Source organism: Enterobacter sp. SES19, from assembly GCF_011765665.1.
Taxonomy (GTDB): domain Bacteria; phylum Pseudomonadota; class Gammaproteobacteria; order Enterobacterales; family Enterobacteriaceae; genus Enterobacter; species Enterobacter pseudoroggenkampii.
This window is the reverse complement of the sequence record NZ_CP050320.1, coordinates 1,143,805-1,162,930: the sequence shown is the minus strand read 5'-3', so window position 1 is coordinate 1,162,930 and position 19,126 is coordinate 1,143,805. Positions and strand designations below refer to the sequence as shown.

General features: G+C 56.3%; 20 protein-coding genes. 12 read left to right on the top strand and 8 right to left on the bottom strand.

Annotated elements, in window-relative coordinates; genetic code table 11:
- The first annotated feature begins 146 nt into the window (after positions 1 to 146).
- Positions 147 to 779 carry a fimbria biosynthesis transcriptional regulator FimZ gene (gene fimZ, locus GXP72_RS05445; protein WP_024906886.1) on the top strand — a complete coding sequence of 211 codons (633 nt, stop codon included), beginning with the start codon at positions 147 to 149 and terminating at the stop codon, positions 777 to 779.
- 51 nt (positions 780 to 830) lie between these two features.
- On the opposite strand, the gene sfmF is transcribed toward fimZ, so the two are convergent.
- The 6 genes from sfmF to fimA form a co-directional block, all read right to left on the bottom strand.
- Positions 831 to 1,352 (bottom strand): fimbria assembly protein, encoded by a 522-nt coding sequence (gene sfmF, locus GXP72_RS05440; RefSeq protein ID WP_032646212.1) that lies wholly within the window; start codon positions 1,350 to 1,352, stop codon positions 831 to 833.
- A 9-nt stretch (positions 1,353 to 1,361) separates the two neighbouring features.
- Positions 1,362 to 2,369, bottom strand: coding sequence for a type 1 fimbria D-mannose specific adhesin FimH (gene fimH / locus GXP72_RS05435; RefSeq protein WP_024906884.1), 1,008 nt, complete (start codon positions 2,367 to 2,369; stop codon positions 1,362 to 1,364).
- On the bottom strand, positions 2,362 to 4,923 hold the full coding sequence (locus GXP72_RS05430) for a fimbrial biogenesis usher protein (RefSeq protein WP_024906883.1): 2,562 nt from the start codon (positions 4,921 to 4,923) through the stop codon (positions 2,362 to 2,364). The genes fimH and GXP72_RS05430 overlap by 8 nt, the downstream gene beginning before the upstream one ends.
- A 14-nt stretch (positions 4,924 to 4,937) precedes the next feature.
- A complete protein-coding gene (gene fimC, locus GXP72_RS05425; protein WP_032646209.1) occupies positions 4,938 to 5,630 on the bottom strand; it encodes a type 1 fimbria chaperone FimC in 693 nt (230 codons plus the stop codon).
- 34 nt (positions 5,631 to 5,664) lie between these two features.
- The gene (gene fimI / locus GXP72_RS05420; RefSeq protein ID WP_048991450.1) at positions 5,665 to 6,210 is read right to left on the bottom strand and encodes a type 1 fimbrial protein subunit FimI; all 546 of its coding nucleotides are present in this window, start codon (positions 6,208 to 6,210) and stop codon (positions 5,665 to 5,667) included.
- Positions 6,211 to 6,278: 68 nt separating this feature from the next.
- On the bottom strand, positions 6,279 to 6,842 hold the full coding sequence (fimA, locus tag GXP72_RS05415; protein WP_023310641.1) for a type 1 fimbrial major subunit FimA: 564 nt from the start codon (positions 6,840 to 6,842) through the stop codon (positions 6,279 to 6,281).
- Between the two features lie 309 nt (positions 6,843 to 7,151).
- Here fimA and folD point away from each other — a divergent pair, with 309 nt between their 5' ends.
- The 5 genes from folD (at position 7,152) to GXP72_RS05390 (ending at position 11,712) form a co-directional block, all read left to right on the top strand.
- Positions 7,152 to 8,018 carry a bifunctional methylenetetrahydrofolate dehydrogenase/methenyltetrahydrofolate cyclohydrolase FolD gene (folD, locus tag GXP72_RS05410; protein ID WP_008499332.1) on the top strand — a complete coding sequence of 289 codons (867 nt, stop codon included), beginning with the start codon at positions 7,152 to 7,154 and terminating at the stop codon, positions 8,016 to 8,018.
- A gap of 1 nt (position 8,019) precedes the next feature.
- Complete coding sequence (gene ybcJ / locus GXP72_RS05405; protein WP_023310640.1) at positions 8,020 to 8,232, top strand: ribosome-associated protein YbcJ; 213 nt, start codon at positions 8,020 to 8,022, stop codon at positions 8,230 to 8,232.
- 285 nt (positions 8,233 to 8,517) lie between these two features.
- Positions 8,518 to 10,017, top strand: a complete 1,500-nt coding sequence (locus GXP72_RS05400) for a PTS transporter subunit EIIC (RefSeq protein WP_024906880.1) — start codon at positions 8,518 to 8,520, stop codon at positions 10,015 to 10,017.
- Between the two features lie 83 nt (positions 10,018 to 10,100).
- The gene (gene malI, locus GXP72_RS05395) at positions 10,101 to 11,117 is read left to right on the top strand and encodes a Mal regulon transcriptional regulator MalI (RefSeq protein WP_208763578.1); all 1,017 of its coding nucleotides are present in this window, start codon (positions 10,101 to 10,103) and stop codon (positions 11,115 to 11,117) included.
- Between the two features lie 73 nt (positions 11,118 to 11,190).
- Positions 11,191 to 11,712 (top strand): metal-dependent hydrolase, encoded by a 522-nt coding sequence (locus tag GXP72_RS05390; RefSeq protein WP_032646207.1) that lies wholly within the window; start codon positions 11,191 to 11,193, stop codon positions 11,710 to 11,712.
- Between the two features lie 86 nt (positions 11,713 to 11,798).
- On the opposite strand, the gene cysS is transcribed toward GXP72_RS05390, so the two are convergent.
- Positions 11,799 to 13,184, bottom strand: coding sequence for a cysteine--tRNA ligase (cysS, locus tag GXP72_RS05385; RefSeq protein ID WP_032646206.1), 1,386 nt, complete (start codon positions 13,182 to 13,184; stop codon positions 11,799 to 11,801).
- 174 nt (positions 13,185 to 13,358) lie between these two features.
- On the opposite strand from cysS, the gene ppiB reads away from it, so the two are divergent.
- The 6 genes from ppiB (at position 13,359) to mnmH (ending at position 17,825) form a co-directional block, all read left to right on the top strand.
- Entirely contained in the window at positions 13,359 to 13,853 is a 495-nt protein-coding gene (gene ppiB / locus GXP72_RS05380) for a peptidylprolyl isomerase B (protein ID WP_008499327.1), read from the top strand.
- Positions 13,854 to 13,856: 3 nt separating this feature from the next.
- Positions 13,857 to 14,579, top strand: a complete 723-nt coding sequence (gene lpxH / locus GXP72_RS05375; RefSeq protein ID WP_024906876.1) for a UDP-2,3-diacylglucosamine diphosphatase — start codon at positions 13,857 to 13,859, stop codon at positions 14,577 to 14,579.
- Between the two features lie 136 nt (positions 14,580 to 14,715).
- Positions 14,716 to 14,925, top strand: a complete 210-nt coding sequence (locus tag GXP72_RS05370) for a YdgH/BhsA/McbA-like domain containing protein (protein ID WP_024906875.1) — start codon at positions 14,716 to 14,718, stop codon at positions 14,923 to 14,925.
- Between the two features lie 171 nt (positions 14,926 to 15,096).
- Positions 15,097 to 15,606, top strand: a complete 510-nt coding sequence (gene purE, locus GXP72_RS05365) for a 5-(carboxyamino)imidazole ribonucleotide mutase (protein WP_014882834.1) — start codon at positions 15,097 to 15,099, stop codon at positions 15,604 to 15,606.
- The gene (gene purK, locus GXP72_RS05360) at positions 15,603 to 16,670 is read left to right on the top strand and encodes a 5-(carboxyamino)imidazole ribonucleotide synthase (RefSeq protein WP_061715844.1); all 1,068 of its coding nucleotides are present in this window, start codon (positions 15,603 to 15,605) and stop codon (positions 16,668 to 16,670) included. The genes purE and purK overlap by 4 nt, the downstream gene beginning before the upstream one ends.
- Before the next feature lie 84 nt (positions 16,671 to 16,754).
- Positions 16,755 to 17,825 carry a tRNA 2-selenouridine(34) synthase MnmH gene (gene mnmH, locus GXP72_RS05355; protein WP_208763577.1) on the top strand — a complete coding sequence of 357 codons (1,071 nt, stop codon included), beginning with the start codon at positions 16,755 to 16,757 and terminating at the stop codon, positions 17,823 to 17,825.
- 123 nt (positions 17,826 to 17,948) lie between these two features.
- On the opposite strand, the gene GXP72_RS05350 is transcribed toward mnmH, so the two are convergent.
- Positions 17,949 to 19,094 (bottom strand): porin, encoded by a 1,146-nt coding sequence (locus tag GXP72_RS05350; RefSeq protein ID WP_024906872.1) that lies wholly within the window; start codon positions 19,092 to 19,094, stop codon positions 17,949 to 17,951.
- Between the last annotated feature and the right edge of the window lie 32 nt (positions 19,095 to 19,126).

Here is a 19,126-nt window from a genome sequence, read left to right as displayed (position 1 = left end):
TAGTTCTTTTCATTACGTAAACAAGGATGCTTTCGCTCTTTCCAGGGAAATACTACGGTATAGGGATCTGCACATTATATCCTTCCGGCATTTCGAGAGTTTTACCAAACTCTGCATAACGCTTTTAACAATCTGAGGCATTAAAAATGAAACCGGCATCCGTTATCATTATGGACGAACATCCTATCGTCAGAATGTCGATAGAAGTCCTGCTACAGAAAAATAAGAATATCGCAGTCAAGCTCAAGTCTGGCGATAGCCATGAAGTCCTTGACTGTATCCGCAATCACCCTATCGATCTGGTGATCCTTGACATTGAACTCACGGGCACGGATGCTTTCGCTTTACTTAAGAGAATCAGAAACTTAAACAAAGAGATTAAGGTTCTGTTCCTCTCGTCTAAATCAGAGCTATTTTACGCGGGTCGCGCCATTCGCGCCGGGGCAAATGGCTTCGTCAGCAAACGGAAAGATTTGGGTGAGATCTACAACGCCGTAGAAATGATCCTGATGGGCTATTCCTTTTTCCCGTCGGAAACGCTGAACTTTATAAACCACCTGGGTTCAGGGAAAGGGATGGCAGTAGATATGCCATTATCGAATCGTGAGGTCACGGTATTACGGTATCTGGCGAATGGATTATCCAATAAGGAAATTGCTGAACAGCTACTATTAAGCAACAAAACTATTAGCGCGCATAAATCCAATATTTATTCCAAGCTGGGTGTGCAAAGCATCGTAGAATTAATTGATTACGCCAAAGCGCACGAACTGCTTTAACCTGAATTCACTCCCTGCAGCTTATCTGAGCTGCAGGGAGTGCGGTCAGTGCTAATTATAGTTAATCATAAAGGTGGCATCCGCATCGGCTCGTCCGGGCTGAGGATTATCTGCGGTGGCAATATAATTGGCATAAAACGACAATGTCGCATTCCCCTGCGCATCAACCGACACCGGCTGGCTGGCCTGCTGGAGAGCCAGACGCGTTTTATCCGCATCCCTGATCTCTACCGCGACATGACTTGCTGTACTGGCGTCATTGAGCGCCAGCAAACCGTTATTGCTCCCGTCAGCTTTACCCGAAAACGTAATGGACGCCGCGCCCGGCGGGCAGCCGGTCAGCTTCAGCGTAAACGGCATGGGCTGCGTGCGGCTTCCGGTGGTGCTGAGCTGTTTCGTGGGCCAGGTGCCCAGCGTGACGGTCTTGTCGCTGTCGCTGCCCTCGGCAACGCAGGTAAAATCGACGATATTGCCGTAGAGCCGAATGTTAATCTCGCCCAACGCGGTGTCCGCCTGAGCCTGTGTGCAAAGCGCAAAAAGCGCCACGGTGATAAAACGGATCCCGTTTCGCATATTGGCTCCTTAGTCGTAATCCACGCGCAAATACCCGCGCGAGGTGAAACGCCCTTCCGCTGGCTTATTGCCCGTCACGCTCACCGGCCAGACCCGGATCCCCACCTGCGCCTGCGCGCTGTCGTCAAGGCGGAACGGAATTTTGCTTGTCAGGTTGTTAGGCGTGAGCGGCGCTCCGCTCTCGTTGGCAATGATGAACCCCACATCCGGGTTATCCGACACCAGCACATTATCAGAGACTTTTTCCGCCTCGACGCGCATCGTCAGCATGGCGTTCGCCTCCACGTTGGTGCATTTGATCGCAATGGTTTTGCTTTGCGATGAGACGCCCTCCGGCTTGTTACCCACGCCCGCCTTGCTGAACAAAGAGGCGCCAATGTCACCGAAATCAAACTCCACCACGTTACCGGCATTAATGGCGCAGCTTTGCGGCACCTGAATGGTTCCGCTGTAGCTAATGGTATAGACCGGCGTGGTTAGCGGATCGGAGGAGGTAGTGGTGACGTAGACGCGGAACATGGTGGCGCGCGGGATCACCACCATGTTGATAAAACGCCGGGTCACCTTAAGGCGGAAGACAAGGCTGGAGTCCTGAACGCCAAACGGTTTGTTTTTGGAGACGTTAGGATGACTCCCCATCTGGATATAGCTTTTTGGCGGGTAAAACACGCCAGCGTAGCTGTCCGTGATTTTCATGGCCCCGTCCAGATAGTCGTTCAGCTTCAGATACTGGTAGCCATCGCTGGTCCCGGTGATCGGGTAATCCGTCACATAGCTGCGCTTGGTGGTGTTCCCGGTCGTGCCCTTCGGGCAGACGGCATTCACCCCTACCCACTGCGATTTTTCGCTGAGCGTTACGACCTGTCCAATCTGGTTATTCGAGCTATTAAATTTATCCGTCAGGTCGTAATGCACCTCCGTCGGCACGCCTTTCTCATTGACGCACACGGTAGCGAATGCGTTTGTCGCGGGCAGTAACGCCAGCAGCGACAAGGCAAAGATTTGGGTTTTAATCACAGCTGATCCCCTTAAGTGTGATTGCCTGTTGCAGGCTCTGTTCAGACAAGCTGTAAGGTGCGCGACACTGGGACTGCGCCCCGTCGCCCCACTGGATCAGCAGTTCGCCTTCCAGCGGCAGCCCACTCAGGTAAATTTGCCCGTCATCCCCCACCATGCTGGTGACACCGCTTCGGGTTTCACGGACCACCGCGCCGAACGGCACGGGCTGGTTACCGCGCATCACCGTCAGCAGAGCGCGCACGCCAATGCGGGTATCAAAGCTGGCGCGCACCAGCGCGCCTTTCGTCGGCACCACGCTGCTCACGTTGTTTTCGATATCGGTGTTGTTGCTCATGGTGTTGGTATCCAGCGCCACGCGGTTGTAGCGATAGACGGTGGCATACGGCATCACCGCGTAGCCTCGCCAGTCGGTTTTCACCCCGGTCTGGTTTTCAATGCTGACGCCTGATGCTCCCGGCGCTTTGATCAGCACGTTGGTGTCGCCCAGCGGCTGGCTGAAGGTCACGCCGTCGGCGTGTCCGACCACCCCGCCGGAGAGCTGCCAGTTGAGATCGTGCTGATCGTCGCTGTAGTTGTAGCCCACGCCCAATGTGCCGTAGGTCGCCTGCCAGTTGGCGCTGGCGCTTCCGCTTGCGCCGTTGGTGCTGGTGTGTCCCTGGGTCACGCTGTAGTTCAGGTTGCGGTCCTCCAGCAGCGTTCCGCTGACGCCGGTTTGCCAGCTTGTGTCGCCATCGCTGTTTCGACTGGCGGATGCCGTAGCGTAGGCGCGGTCAATCGCGCTGTCCCGGCGATAGCCCTGACGGGTAAAGAGGCTGAACGGCACGGAGACGTTAAATGACGCGATCCGATCGGTGCCGTCTATCCCAACGGATTTGTTCCACGACCACGAAACGGAGTAGTTGATTCCCTTCACGCCGCCCGCATAGCCCAACTGGTACCAGAGGTTCGTCTCATCGGTTCCCCAGTAGGTCTGCTCGCTACCGGAGATATAGACCGAGCCGTAGTCCCCCAGCGACTGAGATACGTTGAGCTGGAAGCGGCCTTTTTTATTCCACGTCAGGTTGTGATAACTCTGCACGTCTGGAACATCGTTATCGTTCTGGCTATCGGCATACTGATAGCCTTCCATTGAGCGCCAGGCGACATCGTCGAGGGTGTAAAAGCCTTTCGTGGAGTAGCGGTAGCCCAGCAGCTGGAAGTTGGTGCCGAAGCCGTTAAGGGATTTCGCATAGAGGAAGCGCAGAGACTGCCCTTCATGCTTGCTGTCGTCCGCAAGCTGGCTGCGGGCGTGGGTGATATCGAGCGAGACCGCGCCCCAGTCGCCCAGGTTTTTTCCGGCTCCGACGGCCACCGCGGTATAGCGTGACGCCAGCTGTGTCCCGCCGTAGAGCGTGTAACCGTTGGCAAGACCGGTAATCAGGGTGCCCTGGGTGAAGAACGGCGTATCCTGATCGCTGTTACCGCTGCGGTAATCCCCCGCGACGAGGTCGTACTTCCAGCGCCCTTCACGCTGCAGAAGCGGCACGGTGGAGTACGGCACGGTATAGCGCTGCTGGGTGCCGTCTTTCTCTTCGACCGTGACCTCCAGGTCACCGCTTGAGGAGGTCGGGTTAAGATCGGTAATGGCAAATGCGCCCGGCTGGACATAGCTTTGATAGATAACGTAGCCATTCTGGCGAACCACCACTTTGGCGGGCGTACGGGCGATCCCGCGCACGGTCGGCGCGTAGCCCTGCAGGCTGTCCGGGTACATGCTGTCAGACGAGAAGAGCCGCCCGCCGCGGAACCCCATGCTGTCGAAAACGTCATTCCCGGTATTGCTGTCGCCCAGCACCAGTTCGCTTTTCAGCGGGATAACGGTGCGCTGCGCCCAGGTGCCAATATTCTGCCACTCGCTGTGACGCTGCCCGTTATTCTGCGTGTACCGCCATGCGCCGTTGTTACGTAAACGCCAGGCGCCATAGTTCAACCCGCTTTGCAGGTTCAGATAATAGCTGTCGTCTTCGCTTCCCCGGTTACCGGTGAAGCTGTAGTTCACCAGCGCGGCGGGGATGCCTTCATCCCACTGTTCGGGCGGAATATAGCCCCGGGCGCTGTTCTGCAATGCCACCTGCGGCAGGCTGACGTCCAGACGCTGTGAGGCAAAGTTGAATACCGTTTCGCTGCCGGGTATGGCCGTAGCCAGCGGAACGCAGGTCTCGCCCTGCACCTTAGCCAGCTCGGGAAACGCCGCAACGTTGACGCCAAAGCGGTCAAGCATCGCGCGCGTAATGCAGGCCGATAAACCGCCCGCCACCGGTGGCGTATTCTCGGCCTGCTCAAAACGCACGTCCTGGGTACCGATAAACTCATCGTTGCGCCAGATATCCACGCGATAAACGCCGGGTGCCTGCTGGTGTCCTTGTTCAAAACGCGACAAATCCGCCACGCTGGCGGTGTCGTCGGACAAAAAGGCCGGGTTGAAATAGCTTTCGCTCCAGCCAGCCTGCGGCCAGAGCGCAGCCATCAGCGCCAGCGCAACCGGGCAGTAACGTCTCTGGTGGTTTTTCATCGCCCTGACTCTGCTCACAGGTTGACGCTACGCGCCGGGGTGATGGCACCGTAGTCATTCACGCTCTGCCAGGAAAGCGTACCGCTGGCACCGGCTGGCAGCACCTGCTGAGCCGAGCTTTTCGGCGCAACCATCAGGTTATCCAGCTGCTGCCCGCCCAGCTTCAGATTGACGAGGGTGATGTAATACGGGGACGCGTTGCTGACTTTGAGATGGCTGCCCGCGCGTTCGAACCGCAGCTGGGAAAGCGCCTCTTCCGGCTGCATCGCCAGGTTGTTCGGACGCACAAACAGCTTGATGCGCGAGAGGATCGCCAGCTGCAGCACGTTATTGTTTTCCGTTTTCGCTTTGTTCACTGACGGGATCGCCTTCACGTTCATGTAAAACAGCGATTCGCGGTCGGCAGGCAGCGCCGGCCCGGCGTAAATAATACGCAGCGTGTTTTCACTGTTCGGCTCGCTAACAAACAGGGGCGGCGTGACGGCAAAGGTTTTTTCTTTTTGCCCGTTCGCATTTTCGATCCACGCGTTAATTAAATAGCGTTCCTGTTTGTTGCTGTTGGTGATCGCCAGCGACGTTTGCTTCGCCTCTGCGGGATAAATAACACGCGTGGCCCCCAGCGCAATACCGCCGGATGCATTTGCGCAGGCAGAAACCATCATCAAAATAAACGATAAAAAAAGTCCTGGTTTAATTAGGGTATTCATCACAACCGTACCTTTAATAATGTGTTCGCAGGTGTTATGGATAAATCAACGTAAACCAGACATCCGACTGAATTTTGCCTGGCTCGAGATGTTCGGAAATAGCCCGATAGCGAGCGCTAAAATGGAACGCGAGCTCGCGGGTTTCGATCGGCAGCCAGCTGATGGCCGTGGCGTTTGGGATAATCTGACGCTGCTGTTCGTCAAAGAGCGCCAGCCCGACGCCGCTGCTGACAGGTGTTTCACCCGGCCGCGATGTCGCCAGAAAGACCTGCGGATCCTCTGCGGGTGTGACGCCCTGAAACTGGATCCCCACGGTGCGCGAAACATCCACGCTGCAGTCCAGCAGCCGCACGGTGAAAGGCACATTCACCGTAGAAAAACTGCCCACGCCGGAAAATGAATTGGTTCGGTACTGCCCCATGTCGATGCGCATATTCTGGCTATCGGGCGCCACGGCGCAGCCGCCGTTCACCAGTTCACCCCGAAGATGAACCTTGCCACCTTCGATCACCACGGTATGCGCCGATGCCGGGCAAGCCATCGCAAGGGTTAACAGCAGTAGTGTTCCAGTCCTTGTCATCCTTCGTTCCTGGCAATAGCGTATGACGGGCCTCGTCCCTGAGGCCTGAACATCCCTGTGCGGAGGAATTACTCGTATTTCATTACGAAGGTGGCGTCAGCATTCGCCTGGCCCGGCTCGGTGGTGGCAGCCGTTGATTTATAACGCGCGGTGAACTTCAGGGTGTTGGTCCCTTCGATCAGCGTCTGCGCAGCAGAGAAGGTCGCGCCGTCTGGGGTCAGAACGCTGGATTTGCTGTCGAGGATCTCGATACCCACGCCTTTCGCGGTGTTGTCGTTGTTACCGGAGGTCACGGCCAGCAGGGTTTTGTCGGTTGGGTCGATCTGCCCGGTGAACGCAACAGCTGCAGTTTTGGCAACCAGCGGATCGCAATCATTCAGTTCAATGTTGAATGGAATATTAGAGGTGGTGTCGCCCACTTTAGTAAATTTCGCGGTGCGATACTGACCCAGATTAACGGTCTGCTCGGAAGAATCCGTATTTACTGAACAAGCGGCATTAACCAGCTCACCTTTAAAATGTACGGTACCGCCATTTACGGAAACCGGCGCAGCAGGATCTGCTGCATTTGCGGCACCCGCAACCAGGGCCAAAGTTGCAATAACAGTAGAAGCAATGTTGCTGAGTTTCATGTCTATTCCTTTAAAATGTAAATAACCCTTCCCGCGAATAATCGGGAATAAGAAATACGTTCAATTGAGTAATTGAAAGCTTATTTCGGAGGAGACAAAGTAGCTCAGGAGGCGATTTTTAAATATGTCAAAACGCTGCCATTTCGCCAGGTCACATCCTAATCCCGCCTAAGAAATTGACCATCCCTTAAGAAGGGTTTTTGCGTCTTGCTGATAAAAACGCGTAAAGGGTGACTGACAGCGAGGCTCGCTTCTGACAAAATACACGCATCCCCCCTTTCGAACGTTACAGACGGAATCTTCTCTCTGATGGCAGCAAAGATTATTGACGGTAAAACGATTGCGCAGCAGGTGCGCTCTGAGGTCGCGGAAAAAGTGAAGGCGCGTAAAGCCGCCGGAAAACGCGCCCCCGGGCTGGCCGTTGTGCTGGTTGGCAGCAACCCGGCATCGCAGATTTATGTCGGCAGCAAGCGCAAAGCGTGTGAAGAGGTCGGCTTCGTCTCCCGCTCTTACGATTTGCCGGAAACCACCAGCGAAGCAGAACTGCTGGAACTTATTGACACTCTGAATGCCGATAAAGAGATCGACGGCATTCTGGTTCAGTTGCCGCTGCCAGCAGGTATCGACAACGTGAAGGTGCTGGAGCGTATCGCACCGGATAAAGACGTGGACGGTTTCCATCCGTACAACGTTGGCCGCCTGTGCCAGCGTGCGCCGCGTCTGCGCCCGTGCACGCCGCGCGGCATTGTGACGCTGCTGGAGCGCTATAACATCGATACTTACGGCCTGAACGCCGTGGTAATTGGTGCCTCTAACATCGTGGGCCGTCCGATGAGCATGGAGCTGCTGCTGGCCGGCTGCACCACCACCGTGACCCACCGCTTCACCAAGAACCTGCGTCATCACGTCGAAAATGCCGATCTGCTGATCGTCGCGGTCGGTAAGCCGGGCTTTATTCCGGGCGAGTGGATTAAAGAGGGTGCGATCGTCGTGGACGTCGGGATTAACCGTCTGGAAAACGGCAAAGTGGTTGGCGACGTGGTGTATGAAGATGCCGCCGCGCGCGCCTCTTACATTACCCCCGTACCGGGCGGCGTGGGTCCAATGACCGTCGCAACGCTGATTCAGAATACTTTGCAGGCATGCGAAGAATATCACGACGTAGAGGACGCGTAAGATGGCGACTTTTTCATTAGGTAAACATCCGCACGTTGAGCTGTGCGATCTGCTCAAGCTGGAAGGCTGGAGCGAAAGCGGCGCGCAGGCGAAAATCGTTATCGCCGACGGGCGGGTGAAAGTGGACGGCGTGGTAGAAACGCGCAAGCGCTGCAAGATTGTCGCGGGCCAGACCGTGAGCTTTGAAGGCCAGAGCGTAACCGTGACGGCCTGAGCCCCCTCACCCTAACCCTCTCCCCAAAGGGGAGAGGGAACAGTCCGAACGCCGTTTCCAGGCCGGGTAAGGCGAAGCCGCCACCCGGCAATTTCTCTCAGCATCCCCTCACACCCATCACGGTTATTTATCGATCAACTTCAAATAATCACTATTTCATCTGTTGAAACGTGAAAATTCAGTTGCGCGTTTTTCACTCTTTGCCCACGATAAGTAGAACGTTCTACTAAAACGTTCTACTTACAATAACAGCGCCAAAAAAAGCGCTACTCGGGGGAAATCAGCATGAGTCTGATATCAGGGTTTGTTAAATCGCTGTCTAAGTTATCGATGATTGGTCGCGCCTTAATGCTGCCAATTTCACTGCTTCCCGCTGCGGGCCTGCTGCTGGCCTTCGGCGATAAGTTCCATCTGCCGCTGATGATGAACGCGGGTGGGGTTATTTTTGATAACCTGCCAATGCTGTTTGCCATTGGCTCCGCCGTGGGTCTGGCATCAGAATCCGGCATCGCGGCGCTGTCTGCGGCCGTTTCGGTGTTTGTCACCAATATCACCATCAGCACCGTGCTGAGCATCACGCCGGAAATGGCCTCCCAGGGCGGGAAATACGCCATGGTGGTGGGCATTCCGACGCTGCAGATGGGCGTCTTCGGCGGCCTAATCTGCGGTATTCTCGCGGCCTGGTGCTATAACCGCTTCCACACCATGCAGCTGCCGGAGTTCCTGGGCTTCTTTTCCGGCAAGCGCTTCGTGGCAATTGCAACGGCGTTCCTCTCGTTCCTGATGGGGCTGCTGCTGCCGTACGTCTGGCAGCATATCCAGGCCGGTATCGACGCGCTCTCCGTGGTGGTGAACGGCGATAATCAGGCGGCGTCGACCTTTATCTTCGGTCTGGTGGAGCGTGCGCTGATCCCGCTCGGTCTGCACCATATCTGGTATCCGTCGTTCTGGTATTCGTTTGGCGATTACACCACCCAGGCAGGCCAGGTGATCCATGGCGACCAGACCATCTGGTTCAAGATGCTGGAAGAAGGGGTGAAATCTTTCAGCAGCGATACCTACCAGAACGCCGGTAAGTTCATGCAGGGTGAATTCCCGCTGATGCTGTTCGCGCTGCCCGCCGCGTGCCTGGCGATGTATCACGAAGCCCATACGAAGAATAAGAAAATCGCGGCCGGTATTCTGTTCTCCGCGGCGCTCACCTGCTTCCTGACCGGGATCACCGAACCGGTTGAGTTTACCTTTATCTTCGTGGCACCGATTCTGTACGTCTTTAACGCTATCATGGCGGGTCTGGCCTACATGACCATGTACCTGCTGCATGCGCATATCGCCAAGTCGTTCTCTGCGGGCTTTATCGACTATCTGTCATTCGGGATCCTGCCGTCGTTTAACGGCTACCAGACCCACTTCCTGAGCGCCATTATCATCGGTATTCCAATGGGCCTGATTTATTACTTCACGTTCCGCTTTGTGATCCGTCGCTTCGACGTGAAAACGCCGGGCCGCACTGAAGTGACCGCCAACGCGGATGAGAAATCGGATTCTGAACTCGCGACCGAGATCATCACCCTGCTGGGCGGGGCGCATAACATCGACTCCGTCGGCGCCTGTATCACCCGTCTTCGCCTGGAAGTGACAAAAAGTGAGGTGGTGGATAAAGACGGCCTGAACGGACTCGGCGCGCGCGGCGTGGTCTTTGTCGGCGACAACGGTATTCAGGTGATTTTCGGTGCCAGAGCACAGTTTATCGCCCAGACCATGTCCACCATGATCGGCAAATAATAAGATGCCTGAACGACACGTCTCCTGTACGCTGGGAGACGTGTTTTATCTGGCTGATAATCGGTAAATTTCAGGGAGCGGTTTTGAAGAAAGTCAGCATTATTGATGTCGCGAAGCACGCGGGCGTGTCGGTTTCAACCGTCTCGCTGGTGCTGCGCCAGAAAGGGAAAATCTCAGAGGCAACGATCGAGAAGGTCAACGCTGCCATCAATACACTGGGCTATGTTCATAACGTTGCCGCTGCCAACCTCCGCGCCAATACGTCCAACCTGATTGGCCTGATCCTCCGTGACTTTAGCGACAGTTTCTCCATCAAAGTGATGGCGAGCATCGTTCAGGATCTTGAAAAACAGGGGTATATGGTTTTTCTCGGCCAGCCCCAGAACGACCATGACCATCTTGAGCGCTGCCTGCTGTCGTTTAAGCAGCAGGGCGTCGCCGGGGTGATCTATCTGGCCTCGGATACCCGCACCGCCACCCTCCCGGAACAGATTCGCCACTGCCCGCTGCCGCTGGTGGTGGTCTCGCAGTCGCTGCTGGATGAAAAATGCAATCTGGTGATGCGCGATAACCGGCAGGCGGCCAGTCTGGCGGTGCGTTATCTTATCGAGCGCGGTCATCGCAATATCGCCTACATTGGTGGACGCGAAGGCTGCCTTATCCGCGAACAGCGCCTGCTCGGTTTTCGCAGCGCGATGACGCAAAACGGGCTGGTCTGGCGCGATGAATACTCTCCGGCCTGCAGCGATGACACCCTGGCTGCGGGTTTCGCCACCCGCCAGCTGCTGGAAAAAAACAATACTATCACCGCCCTGCTCTGCCACTCGCCGGATGCCATGATCGGCTCCATCTCCGGTATTCATCAGGTCGGGCGTACGGTGGGTAAAGATGTGTTTTTAACACAGCAGGTCGCGCTGGTCGGTTTCGAAGATATGCTCCACGTTAACCTCACCTCGCCGTCATTTACCTATGTCTCATCCGCCAGCGAAGAGACGGGGCGTCAGGCTGCCGGGCTGATTATTCGCACGCTAAAGGAGCCGACGCTGCAAACCCAGCGCATTACACTTTCCGGGCAGCTTATCGCGCGCGAGTCGGCGTAAAATCAGAATTTCGCACAGGTTTTTTAGCGCGGAATGGCTGCTATATTTCCATGATTTGCCATGGATAATCACAATGCCTACCGTCATTACACACGCTGCTGTTCCGCTTTGTCTGGGCTTAGGCCTGGGGACAAAAGTTATCCCACCCCGCCTGCTGTTTGCCGGGATTGTTCTCGCCATGCTGCCGGACGCCGACGTGCTGGCGTTTAAGTTCGGCGTCGCGTATGGAAATGTTTTCGGCCATCGCGGCTTTACCCACTCCCTGCTGTTCGCCTTTGTGGTGCCGATACTTTGCGTACTGACTGGACGACGATGGTTCAGGGCCAGCCTGACGCGGTGCTGGCTGTTTTTAACGGTATCACTGCTGTCGCACAGCCTGCTGGATTCGATTACCACGGGCGGAAAAGGCGTCGGCTGGCTGTGGCCGTGGTCAGATGAACGCTTTTTTGCGCCGTGGCAGGTGATTAAGGTCGCGCCGTTTGCGCTCTCACGCTATACCACGCCGTACGGGCATCAGGTGATTATTTCAGAACTGCTGTGGGTGTGGCTGCCGGGGGTTGTGCTAATGGGGATGTTGTGGTGGAGAAGAAGGTAAAAAAAAGCCGGGTGGCGGCTGCGCCTTACCCGGCCTACTTTTACCCGTAGGCCCGGTAAGCGTAAGCGCCACCGGGCGTTACAGACTTACTTACGGCGCCAGGTCGTTCCCTGCGGGCCGTCTTCCAGAATGATGCCCATCTCGGTCAGACGGTTACGCGCCGCATCGGCCGCCGCCCAGTCTTTCGCCTGACGCGCTTCCAGACGCGCTTTGATCAACGCTTCAATTTCCGCCACTTCGCCGTCATCCGCCTGCGCACCGCTCTGCAGGAACACGTCCGGATCCTGCTCCAGCAGGCCGAGCACGGAAGAGATCTTACGCAGATGAGACGCCAGCGCATTCGCCGCCGCCATATCTTCTGACTTCAGGCGGTTCACTTCGCGCGCCATGTCGAACAGCACGGAGTAGGCTTCCGGGGTGTTGAAGTCGTCGTTCATCACCTCAACAAAGCGTGCTTCGAACGCTTCGCCGCCTGCCGCCGGAACAGACCTGTCGGTCCCGCGCAGCGCGGTGTACAGACGCTCCAGCGCCGAGCGCGCCTGCTTCAGATTCTCTTCGCTGTAGTTCAGCTGGCTGCGATAGTGGCCAGACATCAGGAAGTAGCGCACGGTTTCCGCGTCGTAATACTTCAGCACGTCGCGCACGGTAAAGAAGTTGCCCAGCGATTTCGACATCTTCTCGCGGTCAACCATTACCATCCCGGAGTGCATCCAGTAGTTCACGTACTCGCCGCCGTGGGCGCAGGTGGACTGCGCAATTTCGTTTTCGTGGTGCGGGAACATCAGGTCTGAACCGCCGCCGTGAATGTCGAAGTGCTTGCCCAGCTGTTTGCAGTTCATCGCGGAACACTCAATGTGCCAGCCCGGACGGCCTTCGCCCCACGGGGATGGCCAGCTTGGCTCCCCCTCTTTGGACATCTTCCACAGCACGAAGTCCATCGGGTTACGCTTCACGTCAACCACGTCGACACGGGCACCGGCCTGGAGCTGATCCAGATCCTGACGGGAAAGCGAACCGTAGGTTGGGTCCGTTGGCACCGAGAACATCACGTCACCGTTATCCGCAACGTAGGCGTGACCGCGTGCGATCAGCTTTTCGGTGATCTCGATGATTTCGTGAATATGGTGGGTCGCGCGCGGCTCGCTGTCCGGGCGCTGAATATTCAGGGCGTCGAAATCTTTGTGCATCTCGACGATCATGCGATCCACCAGCGCGACAAAGCTTTCGCCGTTCTCATTAGCGCGCTTGATGATTTTGTCGTCGATGTCGGTGATATTACGCACGTATTTCAGGGTATAGCCCAGAAAACGCAGGTAGCGTGACACCACGTCAAAAGCGACAAAGGTACGGCCATGGCCAATGTGACAGAGATCGTAAACCGTAATACCACACACGTACATGCCGACTTCCCCGGCATGGATAGGTTTAAATTCCTCTTTTTGGCGCGTCATTGTATTAAAGATTTTTAACATCGAAGATTCCATGTAAACACGTGTGTGGTTGAAAACCGGCTATTCTACCCGTAATTCAAACCCGAAGCAGCACACAATGCAAGGTGATCGCATCCTGTGGTTATGCTATAACAAGCCCCTATAGATGACCCGAACGCGGGTCGACGTACCACAATAACGGAACAGGATGCAAAAATGGTTACTTTCCACACTAATCATGGCGATATCGTAATCAAAACCTTTGATGACAAAGCGCCTGAAACAGTTAAAAACTTCCTGGACTACTGCCGCGAAGGTTTCTACAACAACACCATTTTCCACCGCGTGATCAACGGTTTTATGATCCAGGGCGGCGGTTTCGAACCTGGCATGAACCAGAAAGCCACTAAAGAGCCGATCAAGAACGAAGCGAACAACGGCCTGAAAAACACCCGCGGCACGCTGGCGATGGCGCGTACTCAGGCACCTCACTCTGCAACCGCGCAGTTCTTCATTAACGTGGCTGACAACGACTTCCTGAACTTCTCCGGCGAAAGCCTGCAGGGTTGGGGCTACTGCGTATTCGCAGAAGTGGTTGAAGGTATGGACGTGGTTGACAAGATCAAAGCCGTCTCTACTGGCCGCAGCGGTATGCACCAGGACGTTCCAAAAGAAGACGTTGTGATTACAAGCGTGACCGTCAGCGAGTAATTCGTGGCGACACTCTTTATTGCGGATTTGCATCTGCAAACAGAAGAACCGGCGATAACCGCCGGTTTTCTGCGTTTTTTACGCGGTGAAGCGAAAAGCGCCGATGCGCTGTACATCCTGGGCGACCTCTTTGAAGCCTGGATTGGCGACGACGATCCTAACCCGCTGCACCGTGAAATGGCTTCGGCCATTAAAGCGCTGGTGGATTCCGGCGTCCCCTGCTACTTCATTCACGGCAACCGTGATTTCCTGATCGGCAAGCGCTACGCCCGTGAAAGCGGCATGACGCTGCTGCCGGAAGAACAGGTGCTCGACCTCTACGGCCGCAAGGTGCTGATCATGCACGGCGACACGCTCTGCACCGACGATACCGGCTACCTGGCGTTTCGCGCTAAAGTCCACACCCCGTGGATCCAGAAGGTGTTCCTTGCCCTGCCGCTGTTTATCCGCAACCGCATCGCCGCCAGAATGCGCGCGGGCAGTAAAGCCGCCAACAGCAGCAAATCCATGACCATCATGGACGTTAATCCTCACGCGGTGGTCAACGTGATGGAAAAACATGGCGTTCAGTGGTTGATCCACGGGCATACCCATCGTCCAGACGTGCATTCCCTTATCGCCAACGGCGAACCGGCCCATCGCGTGGTGTTGGGTGCATGGCACTCAGAAGGATCCATGGTCAAAGTCACGCCAGAGGGTGTGGAGCTGATCGCTTTTCCGTTTTAACCCCTTACAGTTCATTCTATTTTTTTGAACAATATTGGCAAATTGTTTCGATTTTAATCAGCCCGTGGTCGGCCTATTATTTATCACATCAGGGCAGCACGCCCTATCCCAGATAAATTACTTAAGGAATACGACCATGAAATCCATCAAAACTTTCGTTGCAGTTACCGCTCTTTCCCTGGCTTCCTTCGGCGCTTTCGCGCAGAGCGTCAGCGCAACCGGTTCAACCCTTGACCGCGCAGAAGCGAAAATTGCTGCACAGGCTGCTGAACAGGGCGCGTCTTACAAAATCACCAGCGCGAAGGTCGACAACCGCGTGTATATGACCGCAGAACTGACGAAATAATGATTGCCCTTCGACAAAAACAGACCGCCAGAATGCGGTCTGTTTTGTTATGAATTGATGGCAACAACGGCTCAAGATTTAACCGCGCAACCGTTTTCCTTGCCCGTATAACATGCTATTCTCTGTGCCCTCGAAAGCAGTGTGTTTCGCACCACAGGAGTTTTAAGACGCATGTCTTCCCGCAATAATCCGGCGCGTGTCGCCATCGTGATGGGGTCCAAAAGCGACTGGGCTACCATGCAGTTCGCCGCCGAAATCTTTGAAATCCTGAATGTTCCGCACCACGTCGAAGTGGTCTCCGCGCACCGTACACCGGACAAACTGTTCAGCTTCGCCGAAAGCGCCGAAGAGAACGGTTATGAGGTGATCATTGCCGGTGCGGGCGGCGCAGCACACCTGCCGGGCATGATTGCCGCCAAAACCCTGGTGCCGGTTCTGGGCGTCCCGGTACAAAGCGCCGCGTTAAGCGGTGTGGACAGCCTCTACTCCATCGTCCAGATGCCGCGCGGTATTCCTGTCGGGACGCTGGCGATTGGCAAAGCGGGCGCGGCGAACGCTGCCCTGTTGGCCGCGCAGATCCTGGCGACGCACGATAAAGCGTTACATCAGCGTCTGGCGGAGTGGCGTAAAGCCCAGACCGACGAAGTGCTGGACAATCCGGACCCGCGGGGTGCGGCATGAAGCAGGTTTGCGTCCTCGGTAACGGCCAGTTAGGCCGCATGCTGCGTCAGGCCGGTGAGCCGCTGGGTATTGCCGTCTGGCCCGTCGGGCTGGACGCTGAACCTGAAGCCGTACCGTTCCACCAGAGCGTGATCACCGCCGAGATCGAACGCTGGCCGGAAACCGCGCTGACCCGCGAACTGGCGCGTCATAACGCCTTCGTAAACCGCGACGTGTTCCCGATCATTGCCGACCGTCTGACGCAAAAGCAGCTGTTCGACAAGCTCGGCCTGCCGACCGCGCCGTGGCAGCTCCTGTCCGATAAAAGCAAGTGGAATGATGTTTTCGCGATGCTGGGCGAGCTGGCCATCGTGAAGCGCCGCGTGGGCGGCTACGACGGCCGTGGCCAGTGGCGTCTGCGCGCAGACGACACTGCCGAGCTGCCGGACGACTGCTACGGCGAATGCATCGTTGAGCAGGGCATCAACTTTAGCGGTGAAGTGTCACTGGTTGGCGCACGCGGGCACGACGGACATACCGTCTTTTATCCGCTGACGCATAACCTGCATCAGGACGGTATTCTGCGCACCAGCGTCGCCTTCCCGCACGCCAATGCTGAGCAGCAGGCGCAGGCAGAAGAGATGCTTTCTGCCATCATGCACGAACTCGGATATGTGGGCGTCATGGCGATGGAGTGCTTTATCACCCCGTCCGGTCTGCTGATCAACGAACTTGCACCGCGCGTGCACAACAGCGGCCACTGGACGCAAAACGGCGCGTCCATCAGCCAGTTCGAACTGCACCTGCGCGCGATCACCGACCTGCCGCTGCCGCAGCCGGTGGTGGACAGCCCGTCGGTGATGATCAACCTGATCGGCACCGATCTGAACTACGACTGGCTGAAGCTGCCGCTGGTGCATCTGCACTGGTATGACAAAGAGGTTCGCGCGGGTCGTAAGGTCGGTCACCTGAACCTGAACGACAGCGACACGGGCCGCCTGAGCGCCACCCTGGAAGCCATGATCCCTCTCCTGCCGCCGGAATATGCGAGCGGTATCGTCTGGGCACAGTCAAAGCTCAAGTAAGACATCTGCGCCGGGGAGTTGACCTTCCCCTTCCCCGGCGTACAATCCCCGCCCATTGCTGCTGAGTTTTCTTCTGGAATAACCATGAACGATGGAACGGACTATCGCGCGATCCTCGCGTCTGATACCCCTTTAATCGACGTTCGCGCGCCGATTGAATTTGCCCAGGGTGCGATGCCCGCCGCCATTAACCTGCCGTTGATGAATGACGACGAACGCGCCGCCGTCGGCACCTGCTATAAACGCCAGGGCCCCGAGGCCGCGCTGGCGCTTGGCCATAGTCTGGTGAACGGCGAGACGCGTGAGACACGTATTAACGCCTGGCGTGAAGCCAGCCTTGCCCATCCTGAGGGCTTTCTCTGCTGCGCGCGCGGCGGTCAGCGCTCGCATATCTCGCAGGCCTGGCTTAAAGAGGCGGGCATCGACTACCCGCTGATCCGCGGCGGCTATAAAGCCCTGCGCCAGACGGCGATTCAGGTGACGATTGAGCAGTCACAAAAGCCGATAGTGCTTATCGGCGGCTGTACCGGAAACGGTAAAACCCTGCTGGTGAAGCAGCACGCACAGGGCATCGATCTGGAAGGGCTGGCGCACCATCGCGGTTCGTCGTTTGGCCGCACGCTCACGCCGCAGCTTTCCCAGGCGAGCTTTGAAAACCACCTTGCGGTTGAGCTATTGAAAAAAGACGCCACGCGCTGGGTGCTGGAAGATGAAGGCCGGATGATTGGCTCTAACCACCTGCCGGAGTGCCTGCGCGACCGGATGGTTGAAGCCCCTATCGTTGTCGTCGAAGACCCGTTTGACGTCCGCCTTGAGCGCCTGCGCGAAGAGTATTTCGACCATATGTGGGCAGATTTTTCTGCTGCCTACGGCGAAGAGGCGGGCTGGAAAGAGTACAGCGAGTACCTGCACCACGGCCTGTTCGCCATTCGCCGCCGTCTGGGGCTGCAGCGCTTTGCGGAATTTACCGTCTTACTGGACGCCGCGCTTGTCAAACAACAACGTACTGGCAGCACGGATGCGCACTTCAGCTGGCTTGCGCCGCTGCTGAAGGACTATTACGACCCGATGTACGGCTATCAGCTGGAGAAAAAGGCGGAGAAGATTGTGTATCGCGGGACGTACGGCGAGGTAGCTGACTGGCTTAATCGCTAAAAGAAAGCCGGGTGGCGAGGTAAAAGCAAAACGGCAACCAGGGTTGCCGTTTTTAATGTTTGTTCCCTCTCCCCGTGGGAGAGGGTCAGGGTGAGGGCATCAGGCCGCACCCTACAAGATCACTTAGAAGTCGTAACGCAGACGCACCAGGTTCATGTCGCCCAGGTCGTCGGTGCTGGAGGTGAACACGTGCTCGTAGTCCACGCGGAAACCGTAATCCAGCTGGAAGCTGATACCCACGCCGTTGTCGATGCGCTGGTAGTTGCGGCCATTCACGTAGTCAATACGGTCGCCCATGAAGTAAGGCTGGATAGATTTAACCGCATACTGACCAATTGGGAACTTGTAGCCCGCAAAGTATTCAATACCCCATGCATCACCGGCGAAGTAGTCGTTAACAGACACTTTTTTGGTGGTCATGAAGTTCTGATACCAGCCGCCGCCAACGGAGAATGTCCAGTTGTCCGGGGTCCAGCTCAGCGCGGTACCGAGGATGTTCTGGTCGTAGGTTTTGCTGTCGCCATTGGCCGGGTTACGCATATCCGCACGGGTGTAGTTCCACGCGGCGCCCCAGGTCAGATCGGTGGTCAGGTGGTAATCCAGACCCAGTGAACCGCCGCCTTTACGCTTGTAGCGCAGGCCGTTGCCCGGTAGGTATTCGCTGTCTTCAAACAGGTAGGATGCATAAATGTCAGCATCGCCCACGGTTTTCTTATATTTCAGCATATTACGTGAACGGTAAGAGCCGTCGTAATCGCCTTTGATCCCGTTACCTGGTGCCTGACCGATCATGTCGTAGTCCCAGATATCGGTTTTCGCGCCCACCACATCATAGTAAACGCTGTTCTGTTGACCGAAGGTCAGCGTACCCCAGGTGTCGCTCTTCAGACCGGTGTAGAGCATACGACGCGTCGTGTCGTGGTCGCTTTCGCTGTAGTGGTTGTCCCAGTTGAACATTGCAGGGAAGTTCACGCCCAGCTCGTAGTAGCTTACCCAACTGATGTCATCAAACAGGTAGTAATCTGCTGCGAAACGGAAACGGGTGCCACCGTCGAAGCCGTTACGCTTGTAAGAACCTTTGTCGCCGTCACCGGTCATCATGTTGAACTGTGGACGGATACTCCCACCCACGGTGAAGTTCAGGCGGCTCAGCGGGTTACCCGCCTGAGGATCCTGCTTAAGAACGGTGATTTCCGCCTGAGAAGCGAAGGTAGTCAATGCCACTGCCGCGCCGATCGTTGCCGCCAGCGCTGATTTTTTTATAGTCATTATTTTTCCTTAATAGACACGCTGCTAAATAT